The organism is Sphingomonas ginsenosidivorax (assembly GCF_007995065.1).
GTDB lineage: Bacteria > Pseudomonadota > Alphaproteobacteria > Sphingomonadales > Sphingomonadaceae > Sphingomonas > Sphingomonas ginsenosidivorax.
In genome coordinates this window covers 1,802,138-1,826,253 of the sequence record NZ_VOQR01000001.1, presented here as the reverse complement: position 1 = coordinate 1,826,253, position 24,116 = coordinate 1,802,138, and the positions used below count along the sequence as shown (strand labels likewise).

Below are 24,116 nucleotides of genomic sequence, written 5' to 3'. Positions count from 1 at the left end.
CGGGTCCGGCTGGCGGGGCACAACCGTTATGGTCCAGTAGCGCCCTATCGCTCGAGCAGGCGCGGCATCAGTTCGACGAAGTTGCAGGGCTTGTGGCGGCTGTCGAGCTGGTCCTTGAGGATGCCGTCCCAGCCGTCCTTCACCGCGCCGGTCGAACCGGGCAGCGCGAAGATGTAGGTGCCGCGGGTGACGCAGGCGCAGGCGCGCGACTGGACCGTCGAGGTGCCGATGGTCTGGTAGCTGAGCATGCGGAACAGCTCGCCGAAGCCCGGGATCATCTTGTCGGCGATGCGCTCGATCGCCTCGGGGGTGACATCGCGGCCAGTCACGCCGGTGCCGCCGGTCGTGATGACGACGTCGATCTCGGGATCGTCGATCCAGCTGTGCAGCCGCTGCACGATGACGTCGGCATCGTCCTTCTCGATCCGGCGATCGGCGAGCACGTGGCCTGCCTCGGTCAGCCGCGCGACGAGCGTGTCGCCCGAGCGATCGTCGGCAAGCCCGCGGGTGTCGGAGACGGTCAGGACGGCGATGCGGACGGGCAGGAACGTCGCGCTGAGGTCAATCGGCATGCGTGACCGTGGTCGATTGCGGGCTGACCGCGGCGTTCAGCGCGACGGTGTGCAGCGGCATCGTGCTGGCGCTGGCGCGGGCGTTGGGCACCGCGTTCATGCGGACCATCTGGGCGCCGGGCATGCCCGGGAAGCGGGGCCACATGCCTTGCGCGAGCGCGGAGCGGCTGACCGAAGCCTTCTTGCCGCCCTGCGCCTCGTACATCCAGTAGTTGCGCATCACCGTGGTGACGTAGCCGCGCGTCTCCCAATAGGGAATGCTCTCGATATAGAGCAGCGGGTCGCCATTATCGTGGACGATCGCGTTCCAATCGCCGACCGGACGCGGGCCGGCATTGTAGGCGGCGATCACTTTCGGCAGCAGCCCGCCGGTGACGCCGGCCATGTCGCGGAGCCGTTCGAGGTGGCGCTGGCCGATGTCCATGTTGGTCGACGGCTTGGTCAGCGCGGCCTTGTCGATCGCGGTGCCGCGTTCGCGCGCGAAATCGGTCGCGGCGGCGGGCATGATCTGCATGAGGCCGTAGGCACCGGCCGCGCTCTTCACGGTGTTGCGGAAGCGCGATTCCTCGAGCGTGTGCGCATAGACCAGCGCCTTTTCGACGCGCCATCCGCTGTCGGGCGTCCAGTTGGGGGTCGGATAGCGCGAGTCCGCGGTCGCCATGAACCCTTGCGGGCAATTATGCGCGAGCCAGACGGTGGTCGCGGGCAGGCTCAGCGCCTCGGTGACGCGGACCAGGCTCGGGAATTCGGCGGCGGCGCCGATCTTGGCCTGCTGGCGGATCACGTCGTCGGCGAGATCGGTCTCGCCGACCTCGACCAGTGCGGCCGCGACCTTCACGTTCTGGCGCTTGTCGAGCACCAGCCAGTCGGCGGCGATCCGGCCGGTCGGCCGGGCGGGCTTGTCCTTGATCGACAGCGCCTGGCGCGCGAGCTGGCCGTAGAAGCTCTCGGAGAACTGCGCGGCAGCCTTCAGGCGACCCTCGATCTTGTCGGGGCGGCCACAGACCATGTCGGCACGCGATGCCCAGTAGAGCGCAGCGCTGCGCATATCGACGTCTGCGGCGCGACCGGCGACACCCTCGAACCCCGCCTGCGCATTGGCGCAGTCGTTCTGCCGCCAGGCGGCCAGCGCGCCGACCCAGCGCGCCTGGATCGCCCAGTCGCCGGAGCCATCCTGCGCCTTGGCGGCCATCGTCCGCGCGTTGACGTCGTCGCCGCGCAGGAAATAGATCCAGGCGACGCGCTGCTGCCATTCGGTCAGCGCCTCGGGCGACAGGCCCTGCGTGGTTTCGAGCAGCGCCTGCGCCTCGGGGCCCATGTCGGCCTTGACGTAGGGCTGCATCTTGAGCGCGAGGTCGGCGGCGATCAGATCGCTCTTCACGCTCTTGGCATGCGCGCGGCGGGGCGCGCCGTCCTGCCAGATCAGCCGCTGGGCCGCGGGCAGGAGCGGGAGGTCGACCGCGCCACGGGCCTTGGCGAGGCGCGCGATATCGGTCGCCTGGGGGAGATCGGGAGCTTCGGTGAGCAGCGCGACGAGCGGCGCCATCTCGATCCGCGGCGATCCCTTGGCGGTGTAGAGTTCGGCGCGGGCTATAGCGTGCAGCGGGCCGGGCTTCATCGTGTCGAGCTGGATTTGCGCGTCGGTCCATTTCTGGTCGCGGATCGCGGCGAAGACGAGCTTGTAGGCGTCGCGCTGGGCGGGATCGAGCTGGAGCGGGATGACGTCGGTCTTCGACCCGCCGACCAGCCGCGCATCGGGGGCGGGGTCCGCGGCAGCCAGCGCCGGGATACTCAAGGTGGCGAGCGCCACTGCAACCGCGATCCGCCTCATGCGTCCGAATTCCGCATCAACATCTGCAAATCCCTCCAGGCCTCGGGCTTCGCCGCGGGTTTCTCGATCAGAAACCGCGGGTGGAAGCTGACGACAGTCCCCGTCTTGCCGGTCTTATGGTTAAACGCGTGTAAACGCCCGCGCGCATCGGGCAAATCCGTCGCGAGGATCGCACGACTCGCCGCATTGCCCAGAACGAGCAGGCGCTTGGGCGCGATCAGCCCGACATGGTGCTGCGCGATCGCCGCGAGCTGGGCCTCGACGTCCCGGTGCACGCGGCCGGCGGTCGGACGCTTGGCGCAGACCGAGGCCAGATGCACCGCCTCGCGCGTCGTGCCGATCGCGGCGAGCATCCGGTCGAACAGCCGTCCCGCAGGGCCCGACAGCAGCGTTTCGCCGTCGTCGCGTTCGGGGCAGTCGACCAGCACCATGAGCTCCGCAGTCGCAGGACCCGTAGCGGCAAAGGCCACGCCGCCCCACAATGCCTCGGGTACCGCTGGGCTGTTCCGCCAGGTCAGGAACTCGGCGAGCGACGCCGGCATTTCGGCCGGTTCGAGGACCGCGACGGGAGTCGTGGAGGCCGGTGCGAGCGCGGCCGGCGGGGGCGGGGCGGGGGCTGCGAACCAGTCGCGCGGGGCGTCGTCGACGAGCATGTCGACGCCGGCATCCTGCCACCATTCGAGCGCGCTGGCGGCAAGCGCATGCCATGCGATATTCTGGTCTGCCCCCATATCCTTATCTATGCTGTGCGGTTGACGTGGCGGTCAACTCGCGCAATCGCCTTATTGGACAATATGGTGCTGGCTCGCGCCCGAACGAACGGCGTGCACGAATGCCCCGGGAGACGATGATGAACGACCGTGAATCGATGCCCTATGACGTGGTGATCGTCGGCGCTGGCCCGGCGGGCCTGTCGGCAGCGATCCGGCTGAAACAGCTGGCTGCGCAGAAGGAGGCGGAGATTTCGGTCTGCGTGCTCGAAAAGGGCTCCGAGGTCGGCGCGCATATCCTGTCGGGTGCGGTGATCGATCCCAAGAGCCTCGACGAACTGCTGCCGGACTGGCGCGACGACGGCTGTCCGCTGGCCGAGGTGCCGGTGACGGAGAACCACCACTGGCTGTTGAACAAGACCGGCAAGACCAACGTGCCGCACTTCCTGACGCCGTCGTTCATGCACAACAAGGGCACCTATACCGGCAGCCTCGCGAACCTGTGCCGCTGGCTCGCGGGCAAGGCCGAGGAGCTGGGCGTCGAGATCTTTCCGGGCTTCGCGGCCGCCGAAGTGCTGTTCAACGAGGACGGCTCGGTCAAGGGCGTCGCGACCGGCGACATGGGCATCGCGCGCGACGGCACGCACAAGGGCGACTATACCCCCGGGCTCGAACTCCACGCGAAATACACCTTCTTCTCGGAAGGCTGCCGCGGGCATCTGACCAAGGAGCTGATCCGGACGTTCGACCTCGCCAAGGACAGCGATCCGCAGGTCTATGGCCTGGGCGTCAAGGAATTGTGGGACATCGACCCCGCGCTGCATGCGCCCGGCCGGGTGATCCACACGCAGGGCTGGCCGCTGAGCGAGACGCAAGGATCGAACGGCGGCGGCTGGATCTATCACCAGGCGAACGGCCAGGTCTCGATCGGCTTCGTGACGTGGCTCAGCTACACCAACCCCTATCTGTCGCCGTTCCAGGAGATGCAGCGCTGGAAGACGCATCCCGAGGTTGCGGCGTTGCTGAAGGGCGCAAAGCGCGTGTCGTACGGTGCGCGCGCGATTTCGGACGGCGGGCTGCAGTCGATTCCGAAGCTCGTCATGCCGGGCGCGGCGCTGATCGGCGACAGCGCGGGCTTTCTCAACGTGCCGCGGATCAAGGGCACGCATACCGCGATGAAGTCCGGCATGATGGCCGCCGACGCCGCGGTCGACGCGATCCTGTCGCAGCGCCAGCACGACGAGCTCGCCGCCTATCCGCAGGCGTTCGACGCGTCCTGGGTCAGGAAGGAGCTGTCGGTCGTCCGCAACGTCGTGCCGCTGGTCAAGAAGTTCGGCGACATGCTGGGGTCGGCGCTGTCGGGCGTCACGATGTGGTTCGAGCATTGGGGCATCAAGATGCCGTTTACGCTGCATCACCATCCGGATCATGAGAGCCTGTGGCGCAAGGACCTGGTCAAGCCGATCGTCTATCCCAAGCCCGACGGCGTGCTGACCTTCGACCGGCTGTCGTCGGTGTTCGTGTCGAACACCAACCACGAGGAGGACCAGCCGGTCCACCTGACGCTGAAGGACCCGAAGATCCCGGTCGAGTATGACCTGCCGATGTATGACGAGCCGGCGCAGCGTTACTGCCCGGCGGGGGTGTACGAGATCGTCGGCGAGGAGACCGGCGACCCGAAGTTCGTGATCAACGCGCAGAACTGCGTCCACTGCAAGACCTGCGACATCAAGGACCCGACACAGAACATCAACTGGGTGGTGCCGGAAGGCGGCGGCGGTCCGAACTACCCGAATATGTGAGGGCGTGCCTTCCGCCCCGCCGCGAGGGCCGGCGGGCGGAGCGCTCCTCGCGTGACACCGGACCTCCGCCTTCGCAGGCGAACGTCGAGCGTGTATGCCAGGGTCCCGGCCTCCGCCGGGAACCCGGCGAAAACGACAGGGACGCGACCGATCAAGCCTTCTGCCCTCTACCGCACCGTGCTGACCCTGGCGTTGCTCGCGCCCACCCCGGCGTGGGCGGACCCCGGCGACCTGTCCGCCTATGTCAAGGCGCGCGCGGCGGACGCCGATGGCGCGGTCGACCTCGCCGCCGCGAACTATGCGCGTGCGCTCGCCGCGGCGCCGAGCAATCCCGGAATCGCGATCCGAGCCTATCGCGAGGCGCTGGAGGCCGGCGACGTCGCGCTCGCCACGCGCGCCGCCACCGCACTGGATACTGCAGGCGTCGCGCCGTCCGATGCGGCGCTGCTGCCGCTCGCCGTGGCGGCACGGCGGGGTGACGCCAAGGCTGCGGACGCGGCGATCGCGCGCCTCGCGACCGGGCCGCTCGCGGTGCTCGTCCCGGCGCTGACCGGCTGGACGGTGTTCGTGCGCGGCGGCGATCCGGCAGCCGCCTTGGGGGCCGCCCCCAAGGATCTCGTTGCAACGCGCTTCGCGACCGAGACGCGCGCGCTCCTGCTGATCGCCAGGGGCCGCTACGATGCCGGCATCGCTGCGCTCAGCCCCGATCTGCGCATGCCCAACGACCTGCGCGTCGCCGCCGCGCAGCTGCTGTTCGGCCAGCGTCAGGACGCCGCCGCGCGCACGCTGCTCGACGGGCGCGACCCGACGTTCGTCGCGTTGCGCGAGGGTGCGCCGGCAAAACCCACGCTGGGGTTCGGCGTCTCGCGCCTGCTGGTCAGGGTCGCGAGCGATCTGGCCGGGGGCACGCCGACCCCGCTCTCGATCGCGCTGACCCAGGCTGCGCTCACCGCGGATCCGTCCTGCGACCGTGCGCGCATCCTGCTCGCCGATGCACTCGGGAAGGGCGGGGCGGTCGCGCGCGCGCTCGCGGTGCTCGACGGCGTCGACCCGGACAGCCCGTTCGCGGGCGCCGCGGCGGCCGAGCGGGTCGTCGTCCTGACGACGGCGGGGCGGGATGCCGACGCTCTCGCGGTCGCGGCGGCGCGCGCGGACCGGGCGGAGGCCGACGCCTATGACTGGCAACGCTATGCCGACCTGCTGGTCAATAGCGACCGCGCCGCCGATGCGGTGCCCTATTACCGGCGCGTCATCGACACCGGCGAGCAGGGCGACGGCTGGGCCGCGTGGCTGCAATATGGCGGGGCGCTCGACCAGGCGGGGCGCTGGCCCGAAGCGCGCGAGGCGCTCGCCAAGGCCGTCGCGCGCGGTCCGAACGAGCCGATCGCGCTCAACTATCTGGGATTTGCGCGCGTCGAGCATGGCGAGGACGTCGCCGGTTCGACGCGGCTGCTGGCGCATGCGGCGACGCTCGATCCCGACAATGCCTCGATCACCGATTCGCTCGGATGGGCGTATCACCTGGGCGGCAACACGGTGCGTGCGCTGCCATTGCTCGAGCGCGCCGCGATCGCCGAACCGACCAATACCGAGATCGGCGAGCATCTGGGCGATGCCTATTGGACGCTCGGGCGACGGTACGAGGCGCGCTATGCGTGGCGGGCGGCGCAGGTAACCGCGACCGGCGACGGCGTGACGCGTCTGGCAACGAAGATCGCCGACGGGTTGCCGACGGGGGTACGGCGATGATCACCGAGCGCGCACCCGCGAAGATCAATCTCGCGCTCCATGTCCGGCAGCGGCGGCCGGACGGCTATCACGATATCGAGACGCTGTTCGCGTTCGCGGCGGACGGCGACGTCGTGACGGTGGAGGGGGCCGCGCGCGACCGGTTCGCGATCGTCGGTCCGTTCGCGGCCGGGCTGGACGCGGAGGCGGACAATCTCGTCACGCGGGCCGCGCGCGCGTTCGTCGAGGCGTTCGGGATTGTGGCGGCGCACGCGATCACGCTCGACAAGCGGTTGCCGATCGCATCGGGGATCGGTGGGGGATCGGCCGATGCGGCGGCGACGTTGCGGGCGCTCGCGCGGTTGCATGCGGTGCCGCTCGACGACGCGCGGCTGTACCGGATCGCCGCGGCGCTCGGTGCGGACGTGCCCGCCTGTCTCGACGGGCGGACCACGCTCGGCACCGGCAAAGGCGATGCGCTGGTCGCGATCGACGGGCTGGCGGGGACGCCGCTGCTGCTCGTCAACCCGGGTGTCGCGGTGTCGACCGCCGCGGTGTTCCGGACGTGGGACGGTGTCGATCGTGGCGGGATCGGCGAGGGCGACCTGCTCGCGCGGGCACGGGCAGGCCGCAACGACCTGGAGCCGCCGGCGCTTGCTCTCGCGCCGGTGATCGGCGCGGTGCGGGCGGTTCTCGACGCGGCGCCCGGGGTGTTGCTGTCGCGGATGTCGGGATCGGGCGCGACGTGTTTCGCATTGTTCGACGAGGCGGGCGCGTGTGCGGCGGCGGCGGCTGAGGCGCGGGCGCGCGGATGGTGGACGCTGCAGACCTTCCTGACCTGACCGGCCATGCGATTATCTGGTCGATAATCGATGTTCTCCGCTTGTTCCATGAGAACAAATGCGATACACAGTCCGCAACGCGTTGAACGGATCGCGCGCTTGGTCTAGCGATGGAGCTTCCCGATGGCCGCAAGTCTGAAAGTGATCGATACCGGCATGGCAACAGCCACAACAGACCGCCAGAAGGCACTCGATGCCGCACTGGCACAGATCGACCGCGCATTCGGCAAGGGCTCGGCGATGCGCCTGGGTTCGAAGGAGACGATGCAGGTCGAGGTGATCTCGACCGGCTCGCTCGGGCTCGACATCGCGCTCGGCGTCGGCGGCCTGCCGCGCGGCCGCGTGATCGAGATCTACGGGCCCGAGAGCTCGGGCAAGACGACGCTTGCGCTTCACGTCATCGCCGAAGCGCAGAAGGGTGGTGGCACCGCGGCGTTCGTCGATGCCGAGCATGCGCTCGACCCGGTCTATGCCAAGAAGCTGGGCGTCAACATCGACGAACTGATCGTGTCGCAGCCCGACACCGGCGAGCAGGCGCTCGAGATCGTCGACACGCTGGTGCGGTCGAACGCGATCGACGTGCTGGTGGTCGATTCGGTCGCGGCGCTCGTGCCGCGGGCTGAAATCGAGGGCGAGATGGGCGACAGCCACGTCGGCCTGCAGGCCCGGTTGATGTCGCAGTCGCTGCGCAAGCTGACGGGCTCGATCAGCCGGTCGCGCTGCATGGTGATCTTCATCAACCAGCTACGCATGAAGATCGGCGTGATGTACGGCAACCCCGAGACCACGACGGGCGGCAACGCGCTGAAATTCTACGCGAGCGTCCGTCTCGACATCCGCCGCACCGGCGCGATCAAGACCGGCGAGGAGGTCGTCGGCAACCAGACCCGCGTCAAGGTCGTGAAGAACAAGGTCGCGCCGCCGTTCAAGCAGGTCGAGTTCGACATCATGTACGGGCAGGGCGTCTCGAAGCTCGGCGAGATCCTCGATCTGGGCGTGAAGGCCGGGATCGTCGAGAAGTCGGGCGCATGGTTCAGCTATGACAGCGTACGCCTGGGCCAGGGCCGCGAGAATTCGAAGACCTTCCTCAAGGACAATCCCGACATGGCCGACCGCCTGGAAAAGGCGATCCGCGCGCGGACCGACAAGGTGGCGGAAGACATGATGGTGGGACCCGACGCGGACGATGATGCGTAAGGGCAGACCGGTCTGACGGAATTCCCTTCAGACGTATTGCCGCGTGGTGCGCGCTATGACGTGCGACACCGGATCGGCGCCGGAAGATGTCGGCGACGTATCCATTCTTCCCCTCCCGCGTGCGGGAGGGGATCGAGGGGCGGGCTCGCGCTATCGTCGGTCGTGTGGCCGGTGGGGCGCGCGACGCCTCCGTAGGATTTTCAGTGGCAGAGTAGCGGTTGCGCCTCGCCTCCTTGGTGATGCGATCGCCAAGGCTCCTGTGTCGCGACGATCTTTGAGCCTCCTAAAGGCCCCAATATTTCAAGATCCTAGGATCCTGAGGTCCTGAGGTCCTGAGATTCTGGGATCCTGAGATCCCCCAGGTTCTTCAGGTCGTGCTTTCCGTCGGGTCTAATCTCGGCCGGACCTACGATATCAATGACGACCGCGAAGGCCGTGTGCGCATTCCTTTCCGCCCGTGGTGGGATAGACGGTAGCTTTCCGTCGACCACAGCCGATCATGGATAGAGTACGTGGCACTTCCATGCAGGATTTGGAGAAGCGTAGCAGGGCACGCTTGACCTGTTTGCTTTGGTAGTGCCCGGGATCTGGCGCTCGAAACAATTCCTACGGCTGCGAGCCTGTCGTGACAGCGGTACGATGGCGACGCGATCGCACAATCCTGACAGGTCCAGCGAACAGGACAGGTCCGGACGGTCGCGATGGTTCCGCCGGTCGGTCGGGCATCGGAGCGATACGTGGTAGCGGGTGAGGTAGATATCGCCTTGCGGCATCGTATAACAATCGGGAGGTCTTTCGGTTCTTCCACCTGTCGGTTCATTCTCAGGCATCGTGCCCCGGTCATCGTGCTCCGGTCATTGTATCCCAGTCATCGTGTCTTAGTCATCCTGCTCGAATCATTCGGCGGTGATCGTCATGCCGTCGGCAGGCTCGACTGATCGGACGTGGCGGTGGACGACTTTCGCACATGGATGTTCAGCGGCGGATATTCGACTTTGATGTCGGTGCCACCGGTGCGCTAGGACGCGCAGCACGTGGTGGTCCTTCGTCGCGCTGTCGGCGTCCGGCGATCTCGTCCGGACCGCAGGGCTAGCGAGGGGTACGCGAAAGGGACCGGGCGCAGGTCAGCATGGTCACCTGTCGCGGTTTTCGCGACGGCGGGCGAATGGAGGAGAGACGCATGTTCCTGAAGGGCAAGACCGCCGTCATCACGGGCTCGACATCGGGCATCGGCCTTGCCTACGCCAAGGCGTTCGCGGCCGAGGGCGCGGCGGTGGTGATCAACGGCTTCGGCGACGCGGACGCCATCGAACGCGACCGCGCCGCGCTCGCCGCGACGAGCGGGGCGGCGGCACTGTACGACCCTGCGGACATGACCAGGCCCGACGAGATCGCGGCGCTGGTCGCGCGCGCGGTCGCCGAGACGGGCAGTTGCGACATCGTCGTCAACAATGCCGGCATCCAGCACGTCGCGCCGATCGCCGAGTTTCCGGTCGAGAAGTTCGACGCGATCATCGCGATCAACCTGTCGTCCGCCTGGCACATGATGCGCGCGGCGGTGCCGCACATGCGCGCGAGGGGCTGGGGGCGGATCATCTCGACCGCATCGGCGCATTCGCTGGTCGCGAGCCCCAACAAGTCGGCGTACGTGATGGCGAAGCACGGGCTTGCAGGCCTCACGAAAACGATCGCACTGGAGACGGCGACCGACGGGATCACCGTCAACTGCATCTCGCCGGGCTATGTCTGGACGCCGCTCGTCGAGAACCAGATCCCCGACACGATGAAGGCGCGGGGAATGACCCGCGAGCAGGTGATGGAGAACGTGCTGCTCGCGGCGCAGCCGACCAAGGAGTTCGTCACGCCCGAGCAGGTCGCGGCGTTCGCGCTGTTCCTGTGCCGCGACGAGGCGAAGGCGATCACCGGCGCCAACCTGTCGATGGACGGCGGCTGGACCGCGGCCTGACCACATCGCGCCACGCGTAGAGCCGCCGGACGTGGGCGTGTGCCTCGCCGAGGCGCGAAATCATTGTCGCGGAGACGGATGCGCGTGTACCCTGATGGGGATGAGCGTGGGGATGACGATGCGGGCGTATGTGAGCGCGGTGGCGGCGTGTGTGGTGCTGGCCGGGTGCGGCGGTAGCGACGACGGGGGCGGCGCGGTCGCGTCGTCGGGATCGCGCGCGGTGTCGCTGGACTGGCGCCGCGTGGCGACCAGTGCGGACCGCGGGCGGCTGCGCGGCTGGCGCGGTGCGTGGATCAATGCGCTGTCGCACGTCGATCCGACCGCGATCGGGCGCGAGCCGGCCCTGTTCGACCCAGATCATTCGATCGCCGGAGCGATGCCGCAGCCCGGTGCCTATCGCTGCCGCACGTTCAAGCTGGGCGCGAAGACCGGCGTCGGGCCGACGTTCACGAGCTATGGCTGGTTCGCGTGCCGGATCGACCGCGACCTGCGCGGCCAGCTGGTGTTCGGCAAGTCGAGCGGATCGCAGCGGCCGATCGGCACGATCTATGCCGACACCGATACGCGCAGCATCTTCCTTGGCACGATGGTGCTCGGCGACGAGACGCGCGCGCTCGACTATGGCCGCGACGCCGGACGCGACATGGCCGGCGTGATCGAGCGGATCGGACCGAGGCGGTGGCGGATGGTGTTACCCTATCCACGGTTCGAATCGGTGCTCGACGTGGTGGAGTTCGTGCCGGCCTAGTCGTCCGCGACAGGATCGGTGGCGGACCGGCGGCGACAGCACAGTTGCTGAGCGCGGCTCCCGCTCGCCGTGCGCGCGATCCTCGCGCTCGGCGCAATACGGTGCCGGATCAGGTCCGGCCTGTCGCGGGTCTCAGAGGTCGACCGTGACGTGGTCGACCACGAGCGCTGCATCTGCGCGCTTTTCGGGGCGGATATAGATCGAGGCGAGCATGGGGACCGCGGCGCGCAGCTGCGTCTCCATCTCCTCGATCATGGTTTCGCCGGCGCCCATCGTGATCGAGTCCTCGAAATCGGCGCTGATCGCCGCGAAGATGCTGTCGGGCGCGGTGTGGATCGTGCGGACATGGTTGACCGAGACGATTGCGACGTGTGCGGCGACGATGGTGCGGATCGTCTCGATCACCTGCGGGTCGGCGCGCTCGCCGATCAACAACCCCTTCGATTCGCGCGCCAGCAGGATCGCGACGAGACCGAGGATCAGGCCGATCAGGATCGAGGCGACGCCGTCGATCCGCGGGTCTGAGAACGCGTGGCTGGCCCAGATGCCGACGCCGGCGATGACGAGACCGGCGAGCGCGGCCGAATCCTCGAACAGCACGATGAACCCGGCGGGGTCCTTCGAGCGGCGGATTGCGCGCCACCAGCCTTCGCGACCCTTGGACGCGGAAAATTCGCGCACCGCGAGCGTCCAGCTGGTCCCCTCGAGCAGGAACGAGATGGCGAGGACGACATAGTTGATCGTCGGGCTGGAGAGCGGTTCGGGATGCCCGATGTGCCGCCATCCCTCGTAGATCGAGATGCAGGCGCCGACCGCGAAGATCAGGATCGCGACCACGAACGCCCAGAAATACAGTTCCCGGCCATAGCCGAACGGGTGCGCTTCGTCCGCGGGACGCTTCGCGCTGTGCTGGCCGTAAAGCAGCAGGACCTGGTTGAAGCTGTCGACGACCGAATGGACGCCCTCGGTCAGCATCGAGGACGATCCGGTGATCCCGGCGGCGACGAACTTTGCCACGCCGATCCCGAGATTGGCGGCGAGGGCGCCGTAAAGGACGATGTTGTCCTTGATTTTGGATGCGAAGCTCATGCCCGCGCCCTGCACGAGGGGGGCGGGCTTGGAAAGATGCGCGGGCGTCATTGTGACGAAAGAAGAACGCCGACGAATGCAGGGTTACGGGCGGGGGGAAGAAGCCCGTAACCCTGACCCCCGGTAGGATCCGGGAGAGCGGCCGGTCAGCCGCCGACGCGACCGAGGCGGTGATAGAGCGCGCTGAGACGCGTGAGGCGCGTGTCGTCGATCGAGATCTTGCTGATCAGTTCGCCGAGCGCTTCCTTGAGCAGCGCGAAATCGTCGGTGGAGAAGACGGCGCGGGTGCGATTGGGTTCGGTCATGGGGGCCTCCAACTGTGTCGGTGTCTTTACATGTCGTTCGACACCTTCGTCCTAGGGCGGCGATGGTCGGGCGTGGAAGCGGTCGCGGCGTCGCGATGCGGTCGGGTTGTAGCTTACTACTTGCAAGTCCGGTGTTGCCTTGTAAACATCGTGACAGGAGGTGGGCATGGCGGAGCGGAAACTGCTGGCAGGGCATGCGATCCGCCGATTGCGGCGACGCACCGGGCTGACCCAGGCGGCGATGGCCGAGATGCTCGCGATCAGCCCGAGCTACCTGAACCTGATCGAGCGCAACCAGCGCCCGGTGTCGGCGACGTTGATCGTCAAGCTCGCCGAAAGCTTCGATTTCGACCCGCGTGCGCTGGCGGCGGGGGAGCCCGGCGGCGGCGCGGACGCGGTGCGGCGCCGGCTGGCCGACCCGATGTTCGCCGACCTGGAGATCGACCGCAACGAGGTGGAGGAGTGGCTGGCCAGCGCGCCGGGCGGTGCCGAGGCGTTCGCACGCGTGTTCGACCGGCTCGGCAGCGGAACGGTGGTCGAGACGGGCGACGATCCCGTGACGCTGGTGCGGCGCGAGATCGAGCGCTGGCGCAACCATTTCGCCGATCTCGACGCGGCGGCCGAGGCGCTGGCGGACGAACTGCGGATGGGCGCGGGCGACCTGTACGGCGCGATCGCCGAGCGCCTGCGCGCCAAGCACGGCCTGACGATCCGGGTGCTGCCCGCCGACGTGCTGCCCGATACGCTGCGACGGCTCGACCTCCACGCCCGGCAGCTGCAGTTGAGCGAGGTGCTCGACCCGGCATCGCGGACGTTCGCGGTGGCGTTCCAGCTGGCGCAGATCGAGTCGCGGGCGGAGGTCGATGCGCTGGCCAAGGGGGCGGGGTTTACGGATCGATCGGCCGAACGGCTGTATCGCCGGCATCTGCTGAGTTATTTCGCGGCGGCGGTGATGATGCCCTATGCGCGGTTCCTGCGCGGGTGCGAGTCGACGGGCTACGATATCGAGCTGTTGCAGCGGCGGTTCGGTGCGGGGTTCGAACAGGTCGCGCATCGGCTGACGACGCTACAGCGCGTCGGTGCGCGCGGGCTGCCCTTCTTCATGATCCGGATCGATCGCGCGGGCCAGGCATCGAAGCGCTATCCGGGCGCGAGCGGCGCCGCTCTGGTCGAGGCGGACGGTCGGTGTCCGCTTTGGCGACTGCACCACGCGTTCGACCGGCCGGGCAGCCTGACGGTGCAGCTCGTGGAGCTGGAGGACGGCGCGCGCTGGTTGACGATGGCGCGCACGGTGACGCCGCAGGGGCGGCAATATGGCGCGGTGCATGCGGAGTTCGCGGTAGGCCTAGGCGTGGAAGCGTCGCTGGCCGGCGCGCTGGCGGCTGCCGGCGGGCTCGATCTGCGCGGCGTGGCGATGCCGATCGGGCTCGGGTGCCGCTCGTGCTTCCGCGGCGATTGCCCCCAGCGATCGGCGGCGCCGGCGGGGCGTGCGCTGTTGATCAACGAACGCGAACGGCGGACATCGGCGCTCACCTTCGCGGGAGATTGACCCATATCAGGCGCAATTAACTATCATAAGTTGTAATCTCACGATTTTTTCGGACATAATGCCTGCCTGATCCGTTCGAACTGGCTCGATGCAAAATGCCCCATCGATCGGGGTGCTCGGGGTGGTTCTGACATTCGTAGAAGGGTTTATGGCGTATCTTGCGAAAATGCCTGCGCGTGACGTCGTGCTGATCGTCGAGGATCACCCGCTGGTCCAGATCACCGCCGCGGCGCTGATCGAGAATGCCGGGATGGCCACGCTGGTCGCGGCGGATGCCGACGAAGCCTTGCAGATCCTGACCGACCGCGATGACATCCACGCGGTGTTCACGGATGTGACGATGCCGGGCTCGATGAACGGGATCGAACTGGCGCGGCTGGTGCGCCGGCGCTGGCCCGACATCGCGCTGGTGGTGACGTCGGGGGATAATTTGTCCGAATCGGCTAGCCTGCCGAACGGGGTCCGGTTCCTCCGCAAGCCGGAGGAATATGCCAGCGTGGTCGACGAATTGCTGGGCGACCAGTCCTCGCGCGCCGTCCCCGACGCCGTCGGGGCGTAAGAGCGCGAGAGACTGCCGGTGCTGATCCGGCGGTCATAGGGACGTGGTATCAGGCGCCGGCGTTGGTCAGCGATTCGAGATGCTCGGGACTGAGCTCCAGTGCCATAGCCTGCAACAGGTCCTCAAGCTGCTTGACGCTGGTGGCACTGGCGAGGGGGGCGGTGACGCCGGGCTGGGCGATCAGCCATGCGAGCGCGATCTGCGCGAGCGTCGCGCCGGTGTCGTTCGCAACCGCGTCCATTGCCGCGAGCACGGGCTTGCCGGGGCCCGCGAGGAGGTCGGCCATGCGACCGCCGCGGACGCTCTGGCCGAAATCGTCGGCGCTGCGATATTTGCCGGTCAGGAAGCCCGCAGCGAGGCCGTAATAGGGCAGAACGCCGATGTTCTCGGACACGCAGTAATCCTGCAGCTCGCCTTCGAACTTCGTGCGGCTGACGAGATTATATTCGGGCTGCAGCACATGGTAGCGTGGCAGTCCGTCGGCCTTGGCGATGTCGACCGCGGACTTGAGGCGCGCGGCGTGGAAGTTGGAGGCGCCGATGACGCGGACCTTGCCGGCGTCGATCAGCTTGCCGAACGCGGCAAGGACGTCGTCCTGCGACACGGCGTCGTCGTCCTGATGCGCGTAATAGAGGTCGATCCGGTCGGTGCCGAGGCGTTTGAGCGACGCTTCCGCCGCCGCCGCGATACGCGCGGGCGCGAGCTTCTCGCCGCCGTCGCCCGGCAGCATGCCGACCTTGGTCGCGATCAGAACGTCGTCGCGCTTGCCGCTGGCCTTCAACCATTCGCCGATCATCGTTTCGGATTCGCCGCCCTGATGACCGTCGACCCAGGCCGAGTAGACGTCGGCGGTATCGATCATCGTGCCGCCGCCGGCGACGAACGCGTCGAGCACCGCGAAGCTCGCGGCACGGTCGGCGGTCCAGCCGAAGACGTTGCCGCCGAGGACGAGCGGGGCGATCTTGAGGTCGGTCGAACCGAGGCGACGGAGGGTCATGGGGTACTTTCGTTGGTGGTGGCGTTCGTCGTGTCGGCGAGCGCGTTCGCATCGACGCTGTTGGCATCGAGCATCGCGGCCGCATCGTTCAACTGGCGCGCCTCGTTCGCAGTGACCGCGCCGGGGGCGTCGGGTTGCGCGGAGCAGGCGGTCAAGAGGAGGAAGGCAAGCGCTACGCCTGACAGGTGACGCCGCCCCCTCACGTCATGCCAGCGCAGGCTGGCATCTTCCTGGGGCCGGGCGCGTGGCCCGAACCGGGAGATCCCAGCCTTCGCTGGGATGACGAAAGGGGAGGGCGTCATCTACGCTCAGTCCTTCAGCGACTTGCCGGCACGCTCGAGCGCGTTGCCGGTCGCGTCGGCGGCGCGGTCGGCGCCGTTGCTGATCGCGGCACCGGCGCGGTCGGCGCTGTTCTCGATCCGGTCACCGGCGCGCTCGGCATGGACGTCGGCATTGTCCATCGTCGCTTCGGCCGAGCCGAGCGCGCGATCGCTGGCGGCATCGACGTCGGAGATCGCGTTCTGCGTGGTGGCGTTGGCGTCGGCCGCGATCGCGTCGGCAGCCTGTGCGGTTTCGTTCTGCGCGTTGTTGCTGCACGCGGCGAGACCAGCGGTCAGGGCAAGCGCGAGGGCAAAGGTCGTCTTCATCGATGGTCTCCCGTGGATAATCGCAGTCTGGACCGGGTTTCCGCCGATCCATAGCGCAAACGAACGCGGACAACCGCCTTTCGGGTCCGTCGCTTCGCGCTTTCGGAGTCTTCCTTCGCGTTGACCGCATATAAAGAATTCTTTATATGACAAACCATGACGGTCGCCCTCGATATATTCCGTGCTCTTGCCGACGCCACGCGGCTGCGCATCCTGGCGCTGTTGCGGCGTATGGAATTGTCGGTCGGTGAGCTGGCGCAGGTGTTGGGGCAGAGTCAGCCGCGGGTCAGCCGGCACGTGAAGATCCTGTGCGACGCGGGGCTTGCCGAGCGGCGCAAGGAAGGCAGCTGGGTGTTCGTCGCGCTCGGGCGCGCCGAGCGGGTCGCGCCGGCCGCGGCGGCGATCGACAGCTGGGAACAGGCCGAGCCGGATCACTGGGCGACCGCGGATGCGGCGCGGCTGGCGGCAGTGCGCGCCGATCGCGCCGCGAGTGCGGCCGCGTGGTTCGAGGGGCATGCCGGCGAATGGGACGCGATCCGGTCGCTGCACATCGCCGAGAGCGAGGTCGAAGCGGCGATGGCCGCGGTGCTCGGCGACGGACCGGTGGGGACGTTGATCGACATCGGCACGGGGACGGGGCGGATGCTCGAGCTGTTCGCAGGGCAGGCTGACGCGGCGCTCGGGATCGACAAGAGTTCGGAAATGCTGCGGCTGGCGCGCGCGAAGCTGGAGGGCAGGGCGAATACCGAGCTGCGCCAGGCCGACCTGTACGCGCTGCCGCTGGCGGACGGCGCGGCGGATGTCGCGATCCTGCATCACGTGCTGCATTTCGCGCAGCAGCCCGGTGCGGCGATTGCCGAAGCGGCGCGCGTGCTGGGGCCGGGCGGACGGTTGCTGATCGCTGATTTCGACGCGCACGACCGCGAGGACCTACGCGTCAGCGATGCGCATGCGCGGCTGGGGTTCGCGGATACCCAGATCGCGACGTGGTTCGCTGCGGCGGGGTTCGGCGCCCCGGTGGTGACGACGCTCGAAGGCGGCGAGCTGACAGTGAAATTATGGCTGGGGCGCAGGCCCGGCGCGAGTTTGCGTGAGGTGAAGGCGGCATGAGCATTTCGATTACCCAGCTGGGCGAGGCCCGGCGTGCGCTCGAGGAGCCGCTGTTCGCGGACCTGGCGGGCGATATCGGCATCAGCTTCGAATTCTTCCCGCCCAAGAGCGAGAAGATGGAAGCGCAATTATGGGACGCGGTGCGCACGCTGGAGCCGCTCGCTCCCGATTTCGTGTCGGTGACGTATGGCGCGGGCGGCTCGACGCGCGAGCGGACTCACGCAACGGTCGCGCGGATCCAGCGCGAGACGTCTATGAACGCGGCGGCGCATCTGACCTGCGTCGAAGCGACAAAAGCGGAGATCGACCAGGTCGCGGAGGAATATTGGGCGGCGGGCGTGCGGCATATCGTCGCGCTCCGCGGTGACATGCCGACGCTCGGCCAGCCCTATCAGCCGCATCCCGGCGGGTACGAGAATGCGGCGGCGCTGGTCGCGGGGCTGACCAGGCTGCATCCGTTCGAGATCTCGGTCGCGGCCTATCCCGAATGCCATCCGGAATCCGGCGGGCACGATGCCGATCTCGACAATCTGAAGCGCAAGCTGGACGCAGGCGCGAGCCGTGCGATCACGCAGTTCTTCTTCTCGCCCGAGGCGTATTTCCGGTTCCGCGACCGGGTCGCCGCCGCCGGGATCACCGCGCAGATCCTGCCGGGCATCCTGCCGGTGTCGAACGTCGCGCAGACGCGGAAGTTCGCAGGCGCGTGTGGCGCCGAGATCCCGGCGTGGATGGATCGGTTGTTCGAGGGGCTCGACGATCATCCCGCCGCGCGGCAGCTGGTGGCAGCGACGATCGCGGCGGAAATGTGCCGGCGGCTGTATGCGGGCGGCGTGAAGGATTTCCACTTCTACACGCTGAACCGTGCCGAGCTGGCCTATGCGATCTGCCACATGCTCGGCGTTCGCGCGAAGCCGGCGGCCGAGGTCGCGGCGGCGTAATTCCCCTCCCGCTTGCGGGAGGGGCTAGGGGAGGGCCTGTGCCTTCCCCAAGCGCTCCGCTGGCGGCACTGACAGGCCCTCCCCCAACCCCTCCCGCAAGCGGGAGGGGAGGAGATACGACGATGACTGCACGTGAAAAACTGAACGCCGAAGCCGCCAAGCGCATCCTGATCACCGACGGCGCGTTCGGGACCGAGATCCAGAACTGGAAGCTGGACGAGGCGGCCTATGCGGGTGACCTGGGGCTGAGCCACGACCAGAAGGGCAACAACGACATCCTGGCGATCACCAAGCCGGAAGTGCCCGAGACGATCACGCGCGAATATCTCGAGGCGGGGTCGGACATCGTCTCGACCAACACGTTCAGCGCGAACCTGATCAGCCAGGCGGATTACGGCGCCGAGCATCTGGTGCGCGCAATCAACGTCGAGAGCGCGAAGATCGCGCGCCGGCTCGCGAACGAATATGAAGCGAAGGACGGCCGGCCGCGGTTCGTGGCGGGAGCGATCGGGCCGACCAACAAGACGCTGTCGTTGAGCCCCGACGTCAACGATCCGGGGTTTCGCGAGATCGACTTCGATTACCTCAAGGGCGTGTACCGCGACCAGATCGACGCGCTGCTCGAGGGCGGCGAGGGGGTGGGGGTCGACTTCATTCTGATCGAGACGGTGTTCGATACCTTGAACGCCAAGGCCGGGATCATGGCGGCGATCGAGGCGGGCGACGATCTCGGCCGCGACGTGCCGATCATGTTGTCGATGACGCTGACCGATCTGTCGGGGCGCAACCTGTCGGGCCACACGGTCGAGGCGTTCTGGCACGCGGTGCGACATGCCAGGCCGGTGACGATCGGGCTCAACTGCTCGTTCGGTGCGGAGCAGCTGCGGCCGCATGTGAAGACGCTGTCGGCCATCGCCGACACGCTGATCATGATCTACCCGAACGCCGGGCTGCCCAACGAGCTCGGCGAATATGACGAGATGCCCGAGACGACCGCGGGGCTGGTCGGCGAGTGGGCGGTGGCGAAACAGGTCAACGTGCTCGGCGGGTGCTGTGGATCGACGCCGGCGCATATCAAGGCGATGGCGGACGGGGTTCGCGGGCTTGAGCCGCGACTGGTGGCGAAGCCGGAAGTGCGGACCAAGCTCGCCGGGTTGGAGCCGTTCACGATGGCGGCCTGATCGGTCGCCCGCACGATACACGTCATCCCAGCGCAGGCTGGGATCTCCCGGTGGTGAGGGAGTGACCTGTCACCACAAGACCCCAGCCTTCGCTGGGGTGACGGAATTTGGATTGCCATGACCACGATCTCCTCGACCAATTTCGTCAACATCGGCGAGCGCACCAACGTCACCGGCTCGGCGCGCTTCAAGAAGCTGATCATGGCGGGCGACTATCCCGCCGCGGTCGAGGTCGCGCGTCAGCAGGTCGAGTCCGGCGCGCAGGTGCTCGACGTCAACATGGACGAGGGGCTGCTCGACGCGCACCACGCGATGACGACGTTCCTGAAACTGATCGCCGCCGAACCCGATATCGCGCGCATCCCCTTCATGGTCGACAGCTCGAAATGGAGCGTGATCGAGGCGGGGCTGAAGTGCGTTTCGGGCAAGCCGATCGTCAATTCGATCAGCATGAAGGAGGGCGAGGAGCAGTTCCTCGCCCAGGCCAGGAAGTGCATGGCCTACGGCGCCGCGGTGGTCGTGATGGCATTCGACGAGGTCGGCCAGGCGGACACCAAGGACCGGAAAGTCGAAATCTGCGAGCGCGCGTACAAGCTGCTCGTCGGGATCGGATTCCCGCCCGAGGACATCATCTTCGATCCCAACGTCTTCGCGGTCGCGACCGGGATCGAGGAGCATGACAATTACGGCGTCGACTTCATCGAGGCGTGCCGCGAGATCAAGGCGCGCTGCCCGCACGTCCATATCTCAGGCGGGTTGTCGAACTTCAGCTTCTCGTTCCGGGGCAACGAGCCCGTGCGCCGCGCGATGCACAGCGTGTTCCTATACTATGCGATCCCCGCGGGCATGGACATGGCGATCGTCAACGCCGGGCAGCTCGACATCTATGACGATATCGATCCCGAGCTGCGCCAGGCGGTCGAGGACGTCGTGCTCAACAAGGACCCGGAAGCGGGGGACCGGCTGGTCGCTCTCGCCGAGCGGTATCGCGGGACCGACGTGGTCGCCGAGAAGGCGGCGGCGGAATGGCGCTCGCTGTCGGTCAACAAGCGGCTCGAATATGCGCTGGTCAAAGGCATCGACCTCCACGTCGTCGAGGACACCGAGGAAGCACGGCTGATCATCGCCAACGATGGCGGTCGCCCGATCGAGGTGATCGAAGGCCCGCTGATGGACGGCATGAACGTCGTCGGCGACCTGTTCGGATCGGGCAAGATGTTCCTGCCGCAGGTGGTGAAGTCGGCGCGCGTGATGAAGAAGGCGGTCGCGCATCTGCTGCCCTATATCGAGGCGATGAAGGAGCCCGGCGCACGCGGCAAGGGCAAGATCATCATGGCGACCGTCAAGGGCGACGTGCACGATATCGGCAAGAACATCGTCGGCGTGGTGCTGCAGTGCAACGGCTTCGACGTGGTCGACCTGGGCGTGATGGTGCCGTGGTCAAAGATCCTCGAAGCCGCGAACGAGAACGACGCCGACATGATCGGCCTGTCGGGGCTGATCACGCCGTCGCTCGACGAGATGGTCACCGTTGCCGAGGAGATGAAGCGCGCAGGCATGACCATGCCGCTGCTGATCGGCGGCGCGACGACGTCGAAGGTCCACACCGCGCTGCGCATCGCGCCGGCCTATGACGGGCCGGTGGTGCATGTGCTCGATGCGAGCCGTGCGGTGGGCGTGGCGTCGACTTTGGTCAGCGACACGATCCGCGACGAGTTCGTGACCAAGACCGCGGACGAATATGAAGCGGTGCGCTTCGCGCGCGCAAACAAGGGACAGAGCGAGCTGATCCCGATCGAGACGGCGCGCGAGCGGAAATTCGTCGCGGACTTCGCGATGAAGCCGGCGGCGCCGGCGAAGCCGGGCGTGCACGTGTTCCCGGACTGGAACCTGACCGACCTGCGCGAGTATATCGACTGGACGCCGTTCTTCCGGGCGTGGGAGCTGGCGGGCAACTTCCCGGCGATCCTGACCGACGAGGTCGTCGGCGAGAGCGCGTCGTCGCTGTATGCGGATGCGCAGGCGATGCTGGACACGATCGTCGCGGAGAAGTGGCTGACGCCGCGGGGGGTCGTCGGGTTGTGGCCGGCGCGGCGCGAGGGGGATGATGTCGTGGTATTCCCCTCCCGCGTGCGGGAGGGGCTAGGGGAGGGCGTGTCCGCAAACGACGCGCCATCCGTGACAAGCCCTCCCCCAACCCCTCCCGTAAACGGGAGGGGAGGAGAGGTGCGTCTTCCCATGCTTCGCCAGCAGATCGCCAAGCGCGAGGGCCGCGCGAACATGTGCCTGGCCGATTTCGTCGACACGCAGGACGACTGGTTCGGCGGCTTTGCGGTCGGGATCCACGGGATCGACGAGCATATCGCGCGGTTCAAGGCCGGGCATGACGATTATAACGACATCCTGCTGAAGGCGCTCGCCGACCGCTTCGCCGAGGCGTTCGCCGAGCGGTTGCACAAGCATGTCCGTCAGGAGCTCTGGGGTTATGCCCCCGACGAGCAGCTGACCAACGACGCGCTGATCAAGGAACAGTATCGCGGCATCCGCCCGGCGCCGGGCTATCCCGCGTGTCCGGACCACAGCCTGAAGCCGATCCTGTTCGACCTGCTCGACGCGGAGACCGCGACCGGCCTCGAACTGACCGAGAGCTTCGCGATGTTCCCGACCGCTGCGGTCTCGGGCTTCTATTTCGGGCACCCGCAGGCGGAGTATTTCGGCGTGGCGCGGGTCGGGCGCGACCAGCTCGAGGACTATGCGGCGCGGCGCGGGGTTGTCTTGCCGCTCGCGGAACGCTGGTTGCGGCCGAACCTGGACTGAGCCTTACACCCCCTCCCTGGAAGGGAGGGGGCAGGGGGTGGGTGGACGCTTGGCGCAACGGTCGCGAGCTTCAGGACCCACCCCCGACCCCTCCCTTCCAGGGAGGGGAGCAGCGCCTCAGCGCCCCACCAACGCCCCCAACCGCCGCAACTTCGGCGACACCATCGGCACCGTCAGCATCGTGCTGGCCAGCGCCATAAGCAGCAGCGCGGTGAAGGTCTCGTTGGTGATGATTGTCTTGTCCAAGAGGATGTTGACGAAGATGATCATGATCAGCGCCTTGGTCTGCAGCAGCCAGCCGATCGCGGAAGCCTCGCCCGGACGCCATTTCAGGATCCGCCCGGCGATATGGACCCCGGCGAGCTTGCCACCGACCGAGGCGACGAGCAGCAGCGCGGCGGCTCCGAATACCGCATAGCCGCCGACCGCCCACTGCGTCTTGAGGCCGGTCGACAGGAAGAACACCGGCATCACCGCGAGCAGCACGAAGTGGCGGAACTGGTCCATCTTCGCGGTGGTGAACCATTTCCCGTCGAGCACCGCGCCCGACAGGAACGCGCCGACCATGAAGTGCAGTCCCGCCCAGTCGGCGGCGAACCCGCACCCGGCGAGCCAGATCAGGCTGACATACCAGCGGTCGCGTTCCTCGATCCGGGCCATCAGTTTGCGCACTAGGATCGTCGCGACCGCGAAGCCGATCAGGAAGCCGCCCTGTCGGCCGACGCGCTCCCAGTCGAGCAGGATCAGCGCGAGCACGCCCCAGATCGCGATGTCGTCGAGGCTGGCGTAGCGCAGGATGCGCTGGCCGATGGGTTGGCGCAGAATCTCGAGCTTTTCGAGGAACAGCACGAGGATCGGCAGCGCGGTGACCGCGCAGGCCATGCCGATGCCGAGGATCACCTGCCAGGTGGCACCCGACGGGCCCTGCCAGCCGGGGAGGCGGAGCATCAGCACGGCGGCTATACTGCCGGTCACCAGAGGGACCGCGAGCGCGAGCCCTGCGGTGACCCCGGTCTCGCCGCGCCGCGCCCAGGCCTCGCCGAGGTCGAGCTCGATGCCCGCGACCCAGACGAACATCATCACCGCCCACCAGGCGACGCCGTTGAGCGAGCCCAAGGTCGCTGGCGTGAAGATCGTCGCGTAATAATCGGGGTAGAGCGCGCCGAGCACGCCCGGCCCGAGCAGGATGCCGCCGATGATCTGCACCACGACCAGCGGCGCCCAGTAATCGGTGCGGAGCACCCGCCACACCAGATACGGCACTGTGAAAATGATCAGCATCGCGAGGAGGAAGACCTCCGTCGGCGTCATGGCGTGCACGTGCGTCCCCCCGTCGCTCGGTCGGGTCGGCCCGCCGGCTGTCGCTGGCGCTATGGTATTGGGAGATCCGCGTGCGTTCAATGGGATGGTGCGTGACCGTCACCGCGTATGGCGATGACGGTCACTGCATATACTCCGTCGTCCGCCGACACTGCCGTCATCCCCGCGGAAGCGGGGATCCAGAACCTCGAACGCTGGAGGCTGGAAC

General features: G+C 67.6%; 21 protein-coding genes. 12 read left to right on the top strand and 9 right to left on the bottom strand.

Annotated elements, in window-relative coordinates; all coding sequences use genetic code 11:
• Positions 1 to 44 precede the first annotated feature (44 nt).
• Genes moaB through FSB78_RS08320 form a run of 3 tightly spaced genes read right to left on the bottom strand, consistent with a single transcriptional unit; the run spans position 45 to position 3,134 of the window.
• On the bottom strand, positions 45 to 572 hold the full coding sequence (gene moaB / locus FSB78_RS08330) for a molybdenum cofactor biosynthesis protein B (RefSeq protein WP_147081746.1): 528 nt from the start codon (positions 570 to 572) through the stop codon (positions 45 to 47).
• Positions 562 to 2,403: a lytic transglycosylase domain-containing protein gene (locus FSB78_RS08325; protein WP_147081744.1), complete on the bottom strand. Its 1,842-nt coding sequence runs from the start codon at positions 2,401 to 2,403 to the stop codon at positions 562 to 564. The genes moaB and FSB78_RS08325 overlap by 11 nt, the downstream gene beginning before the upstream one ends.
• Positions 2,400 to 3,134: a uracil-DNA glycosylase family protein gene (locus FSB78_RS08320; protein WP_147081742.1), complete on the bottom strand. Its 735-nt coding sequence runs from the start codon at positions 3,132 to 3,134 to the stop codon at positions 2,400 to 2,402. Before FSB78_RS08320 ends, FSB78_RS08325 begins: the two co-directional genes overlap by 4 nt.
• A 119-nt stretch (positions 3,135 to 3,253) precedes the next feature.
• On the opposite strand from FSB78_RS08320, the gene FSB78_RS08315 reads away from it, so the two are divergent.
• The 6 genes from FSB78_RS08315 to FSB78_RS08290 all read left to right on the top strand — a co-directional run bounded on the left by FSB78_RS08315 (position 3,254) and on the right by FSB78_RS08290 (position 11,396).
• Positions 3,254 to 4,915 (top strand): electron transfer flavoprotein-ubiquinone oxidoreductase, encoded by a 1,662-nt coding sequence (locus FSB78_RS08315; protein WP_147081740.1) that lies wholly within the window; start codon positions 3,254 to 3,256, stop codon positions 4,913 to 4,915.
• 177 nt (positions 4,916 to 5,092) lie between these two features.
• Positions 5,093 to 6,664 carry a tetratricopeptide repeat protein gene (locus FSB78_RS08310; RefSeq protein ID WP_242008131.1) on the top strand — a complete coding sequence of 524 codons (1,572 nt, stop codon included), beginning with the start codon at positions 5,093 to 5,095 and terminating at the stop codon, positions 6,662 to 6,664.
• On the top strand, positions 6,661 to 7,485 hold the full coding sequence (locus tag FSB78_RS08305; RefSeq protein ID WP_147081738.1) for a 4-(cytidine 5'-diphospho)-2-C-methyl-D-erythritol kinase: 825 nt from the start codon (positions 6,661 to 6,663) through the stop codon (positions 7,483 to 7,485). The genes FSB78_RS08310 and FSB78_RS08305 overlap by 4 nt, the downstream gene beginning before the upstream one ends.
• Positions 7,486 to 7,608: 123 nt before the next feature.
• Positions 7,609 to 8,682 carry a recombinase RecA gene (gene recA, locus FSB78_RS08300; RefSeq protein WP_147081736.1) on the top strand — a complete coding sequence of 358 codons (1,074 nt, stop codon included), beginning with the start codon at positions 7,609 to 7,611 and terminating at the stop codon, positions 8,680 to 8,682.
• Positions 8,683 to 9,862: 1,180 nt separating this feature from the next.
• Positions 9,863 to 10,648, top strand: a complete 786-nt coding sequence (locus FSB78_RS08295) for a 3-hydroxybutyrate dehydrogenase (protein WP_147081735.1) — start codon at positions 9,863 to 9,865, stop codon at positions 10,646 to 10,648.
• Positions 10,649 to 10,760: 112 nt separating this feature from the next.
• A complete protein-coding gene (locus FSB78_RS08290; protein WP_242008130.1) occupies positions 10,761 to 11,396 on the top strand; it encodes a DUF4893 domain-containing protein in 636 nt (211 codons plus the stop codon).
• 132 nt (positions 11,397 to 11,528) lie between these two features.
• On the opposite strand, the gene FSB78_RS08285 is transcribed toward FSB78_RS08290, so the two are convergent.
• Both FSB78_RS08285 and FSB78_RS19265 read right to left on the bottom strand, forming a co-directional pair.
• Positions 11,529 to 12,485: a cation diffusion facilitator family transporter gene (locus tag FSB78_RS08285; protein WP_147081733.1), complete on the bottom strand. Its 957-nt coding sequence runs from the start codon at positions 12,483 to 12,485 to the stop codon at positions 11,529 to 11,531.
• 146 nt (positions 12,486 to 12,631) lie between these two features.
• Positions 12,632 to 12,790 (bottom strand): hypothetical protein, encoded by a 159-nt coding sequence (locus FSB78_RS19265; protein ID WP_199743142.1) that lies wholly within the window; start codon positions 12,788 to 12,790, stop codon positions 12,632 to 12,634.
• Positions 12,791 to 12,956: 166 nt separating this feature from the next.
• On the opposite strand from FSB78_RS19265, the gene FSB78_RS08280 reads away from it, so the two are divergent.
• Both FSB78_RS08280 and FSB78_RS08275 read left to right on the top strand, forming a co-directional pair.
• On the top strand, positions 12,957 to 14,339 hold the full coding sequence (locus FSB78_RS08280) for a helix-turn-helix domain-containing protein (protein ID WP_147081731.1): 1,383 nt from the start codon (positions 12,957 to 12,959) through the stop codon (positions 14,337 to 14,339).
• Between the two features lie 166 nt (positions 14,340 to 14,505).
• Positions 14,506 to 14,898 carry a response regulator gene (locus FSB78_RS08275; protein ID WP_199743141.1) on the top strand — a complete coding sequence of 131 codons (393 nt, stop codon included), beginning with the start codon at positions 14,506 to 14,508 and terminating at the stop codon, positions 14,896 to 14,898.
• 49 nt (positions 14,899 to 14,947) lie between these two features.
• Here FSB78_RS08275 and FSB78_RS08270 read toward each other — a convergent pair whose 3' ends face one another.
• Genes FSB78_RS08270 through FSB78_RS08260 form a run of 3 tightly spaced genes read right to left on the bottom strand, consistent with a single transcriptional unit; the run spans position 14,948 to position 16,542 of the window.
• Entirely contained in the window at positions 14,948 to 15,895 is a 948-nt protein-coding gene (locus FSB78_RS08270; protein WP_147081727.1) for an aldo/keto reductase, read from the bottom strand.
• Positions 15,892 to 16,197 carry a hypothetical protein gene (locus FSB78_RS08265; RefSeq protein WP_242008128.1) on the bottom strand — a complete coding sequence of 102 codons (306 nt, stop codon included), beginning with the start codon at positions 16,195 to 16,197 and terminating at the stop codon, positions 15,892 to 15,894. Before FSB78_RS08265 ends, FSB78_RS08270 begins: the two co-directional genes overlap by 4 nt.
• 6 nt (positions 16,198 to 16,203) lie before the next feature.
• The gene (locus FSB78_RS08260) at positions 16,204 to 16,542 is read right to left on the bottom strand and encodes a hypothetical protein (RefSeq protein WP_147081725.1); all 339 of its coding nucleotides are present in this window, start codon (positions 16,540 to 16,542) and stop codon (positions 16,204 to 16,206) included.
• A 156-nt stretch (positions 16,543 to 16,698) separates the two neighbouring features.
• Between FSB78_RS08260 and FSB78_RS08255 the strand changes: the two genes are divergently transcribed.
• The 4 genes from FSB78_RS08255 (at position 16,699) to metH (ending at position 22,588) form a co-directional block, all read left to right on the top strand.
• Positions 16,699 to 17,652 carry an ArsR/SmtB family transcription factor gene (locus tag FSB78_RS08255; RefSeq protein WP_147081723.1) on the top strand — a complete coding sequence of 318 codons (954 nt, stop codon included), beginning with the start codon at positions 16,699 to 16,701 and terminating at the stop codon, positions 17,650 to 17,652.
• Positions 17,649 to 18,590, top strand: a complete 942-nt coding sequence (gene metF / locus FSB78_RS08250; RefSeq protein WP_147081721.1) for a methylenetetrahydrofolate reductase [NAD(P)H] — start codon at positions 17,649 to 17,651, stop codon at positions 18,588 to 18,590. The genes FSB78_RS08255 and metF overlap by 4 nt, the downstream gene beginning before the upstream one ends.
• Before the next feature lie 122 nt (positions 18,591 to 18,712).
• Complete coding sequence (locus FSB78_RS08245; RefSeq protein ID WP_147081719.1) at positions 18,713 to 19,771, top strand: homocysteine S-methyltransferase family protein; 1,059 nt, start codon at positions 18,713 to 18,715, stop codon at positions 19,769 to 19,771.
• A gap of 117 nt (positions 19,772 to 19,888) precedes the next feature.
• On the top strand, positions 19,889 to 22,588 hold the full coding sequence (metH, locus tag FSB78_RS08240; protein WP_147081717.1) for a methionine synthase: 2,700 nt from the start codon (positions 19,889 to 19,891) through the stop codon (positions 22,586 to 22,588).
• Between the two features lie 117 nt (positions 22,589 to 22,705).
• Here metH and FSB78_RS08235 read toward each other — a convergent pair whose 3' ends face one another.
• A complete protein-coding gene (locus FSB78_RS08235; RefSeq protein WP_199743140.1) occupies positions 22,706 to 23,899 on the bottom strand; it encodes a cation:proton antiporter in 1,194 nt (397 codons plus the stop codon).
• Positions 23,900 to 24,116: the final 217 nt, after the last annotated feature.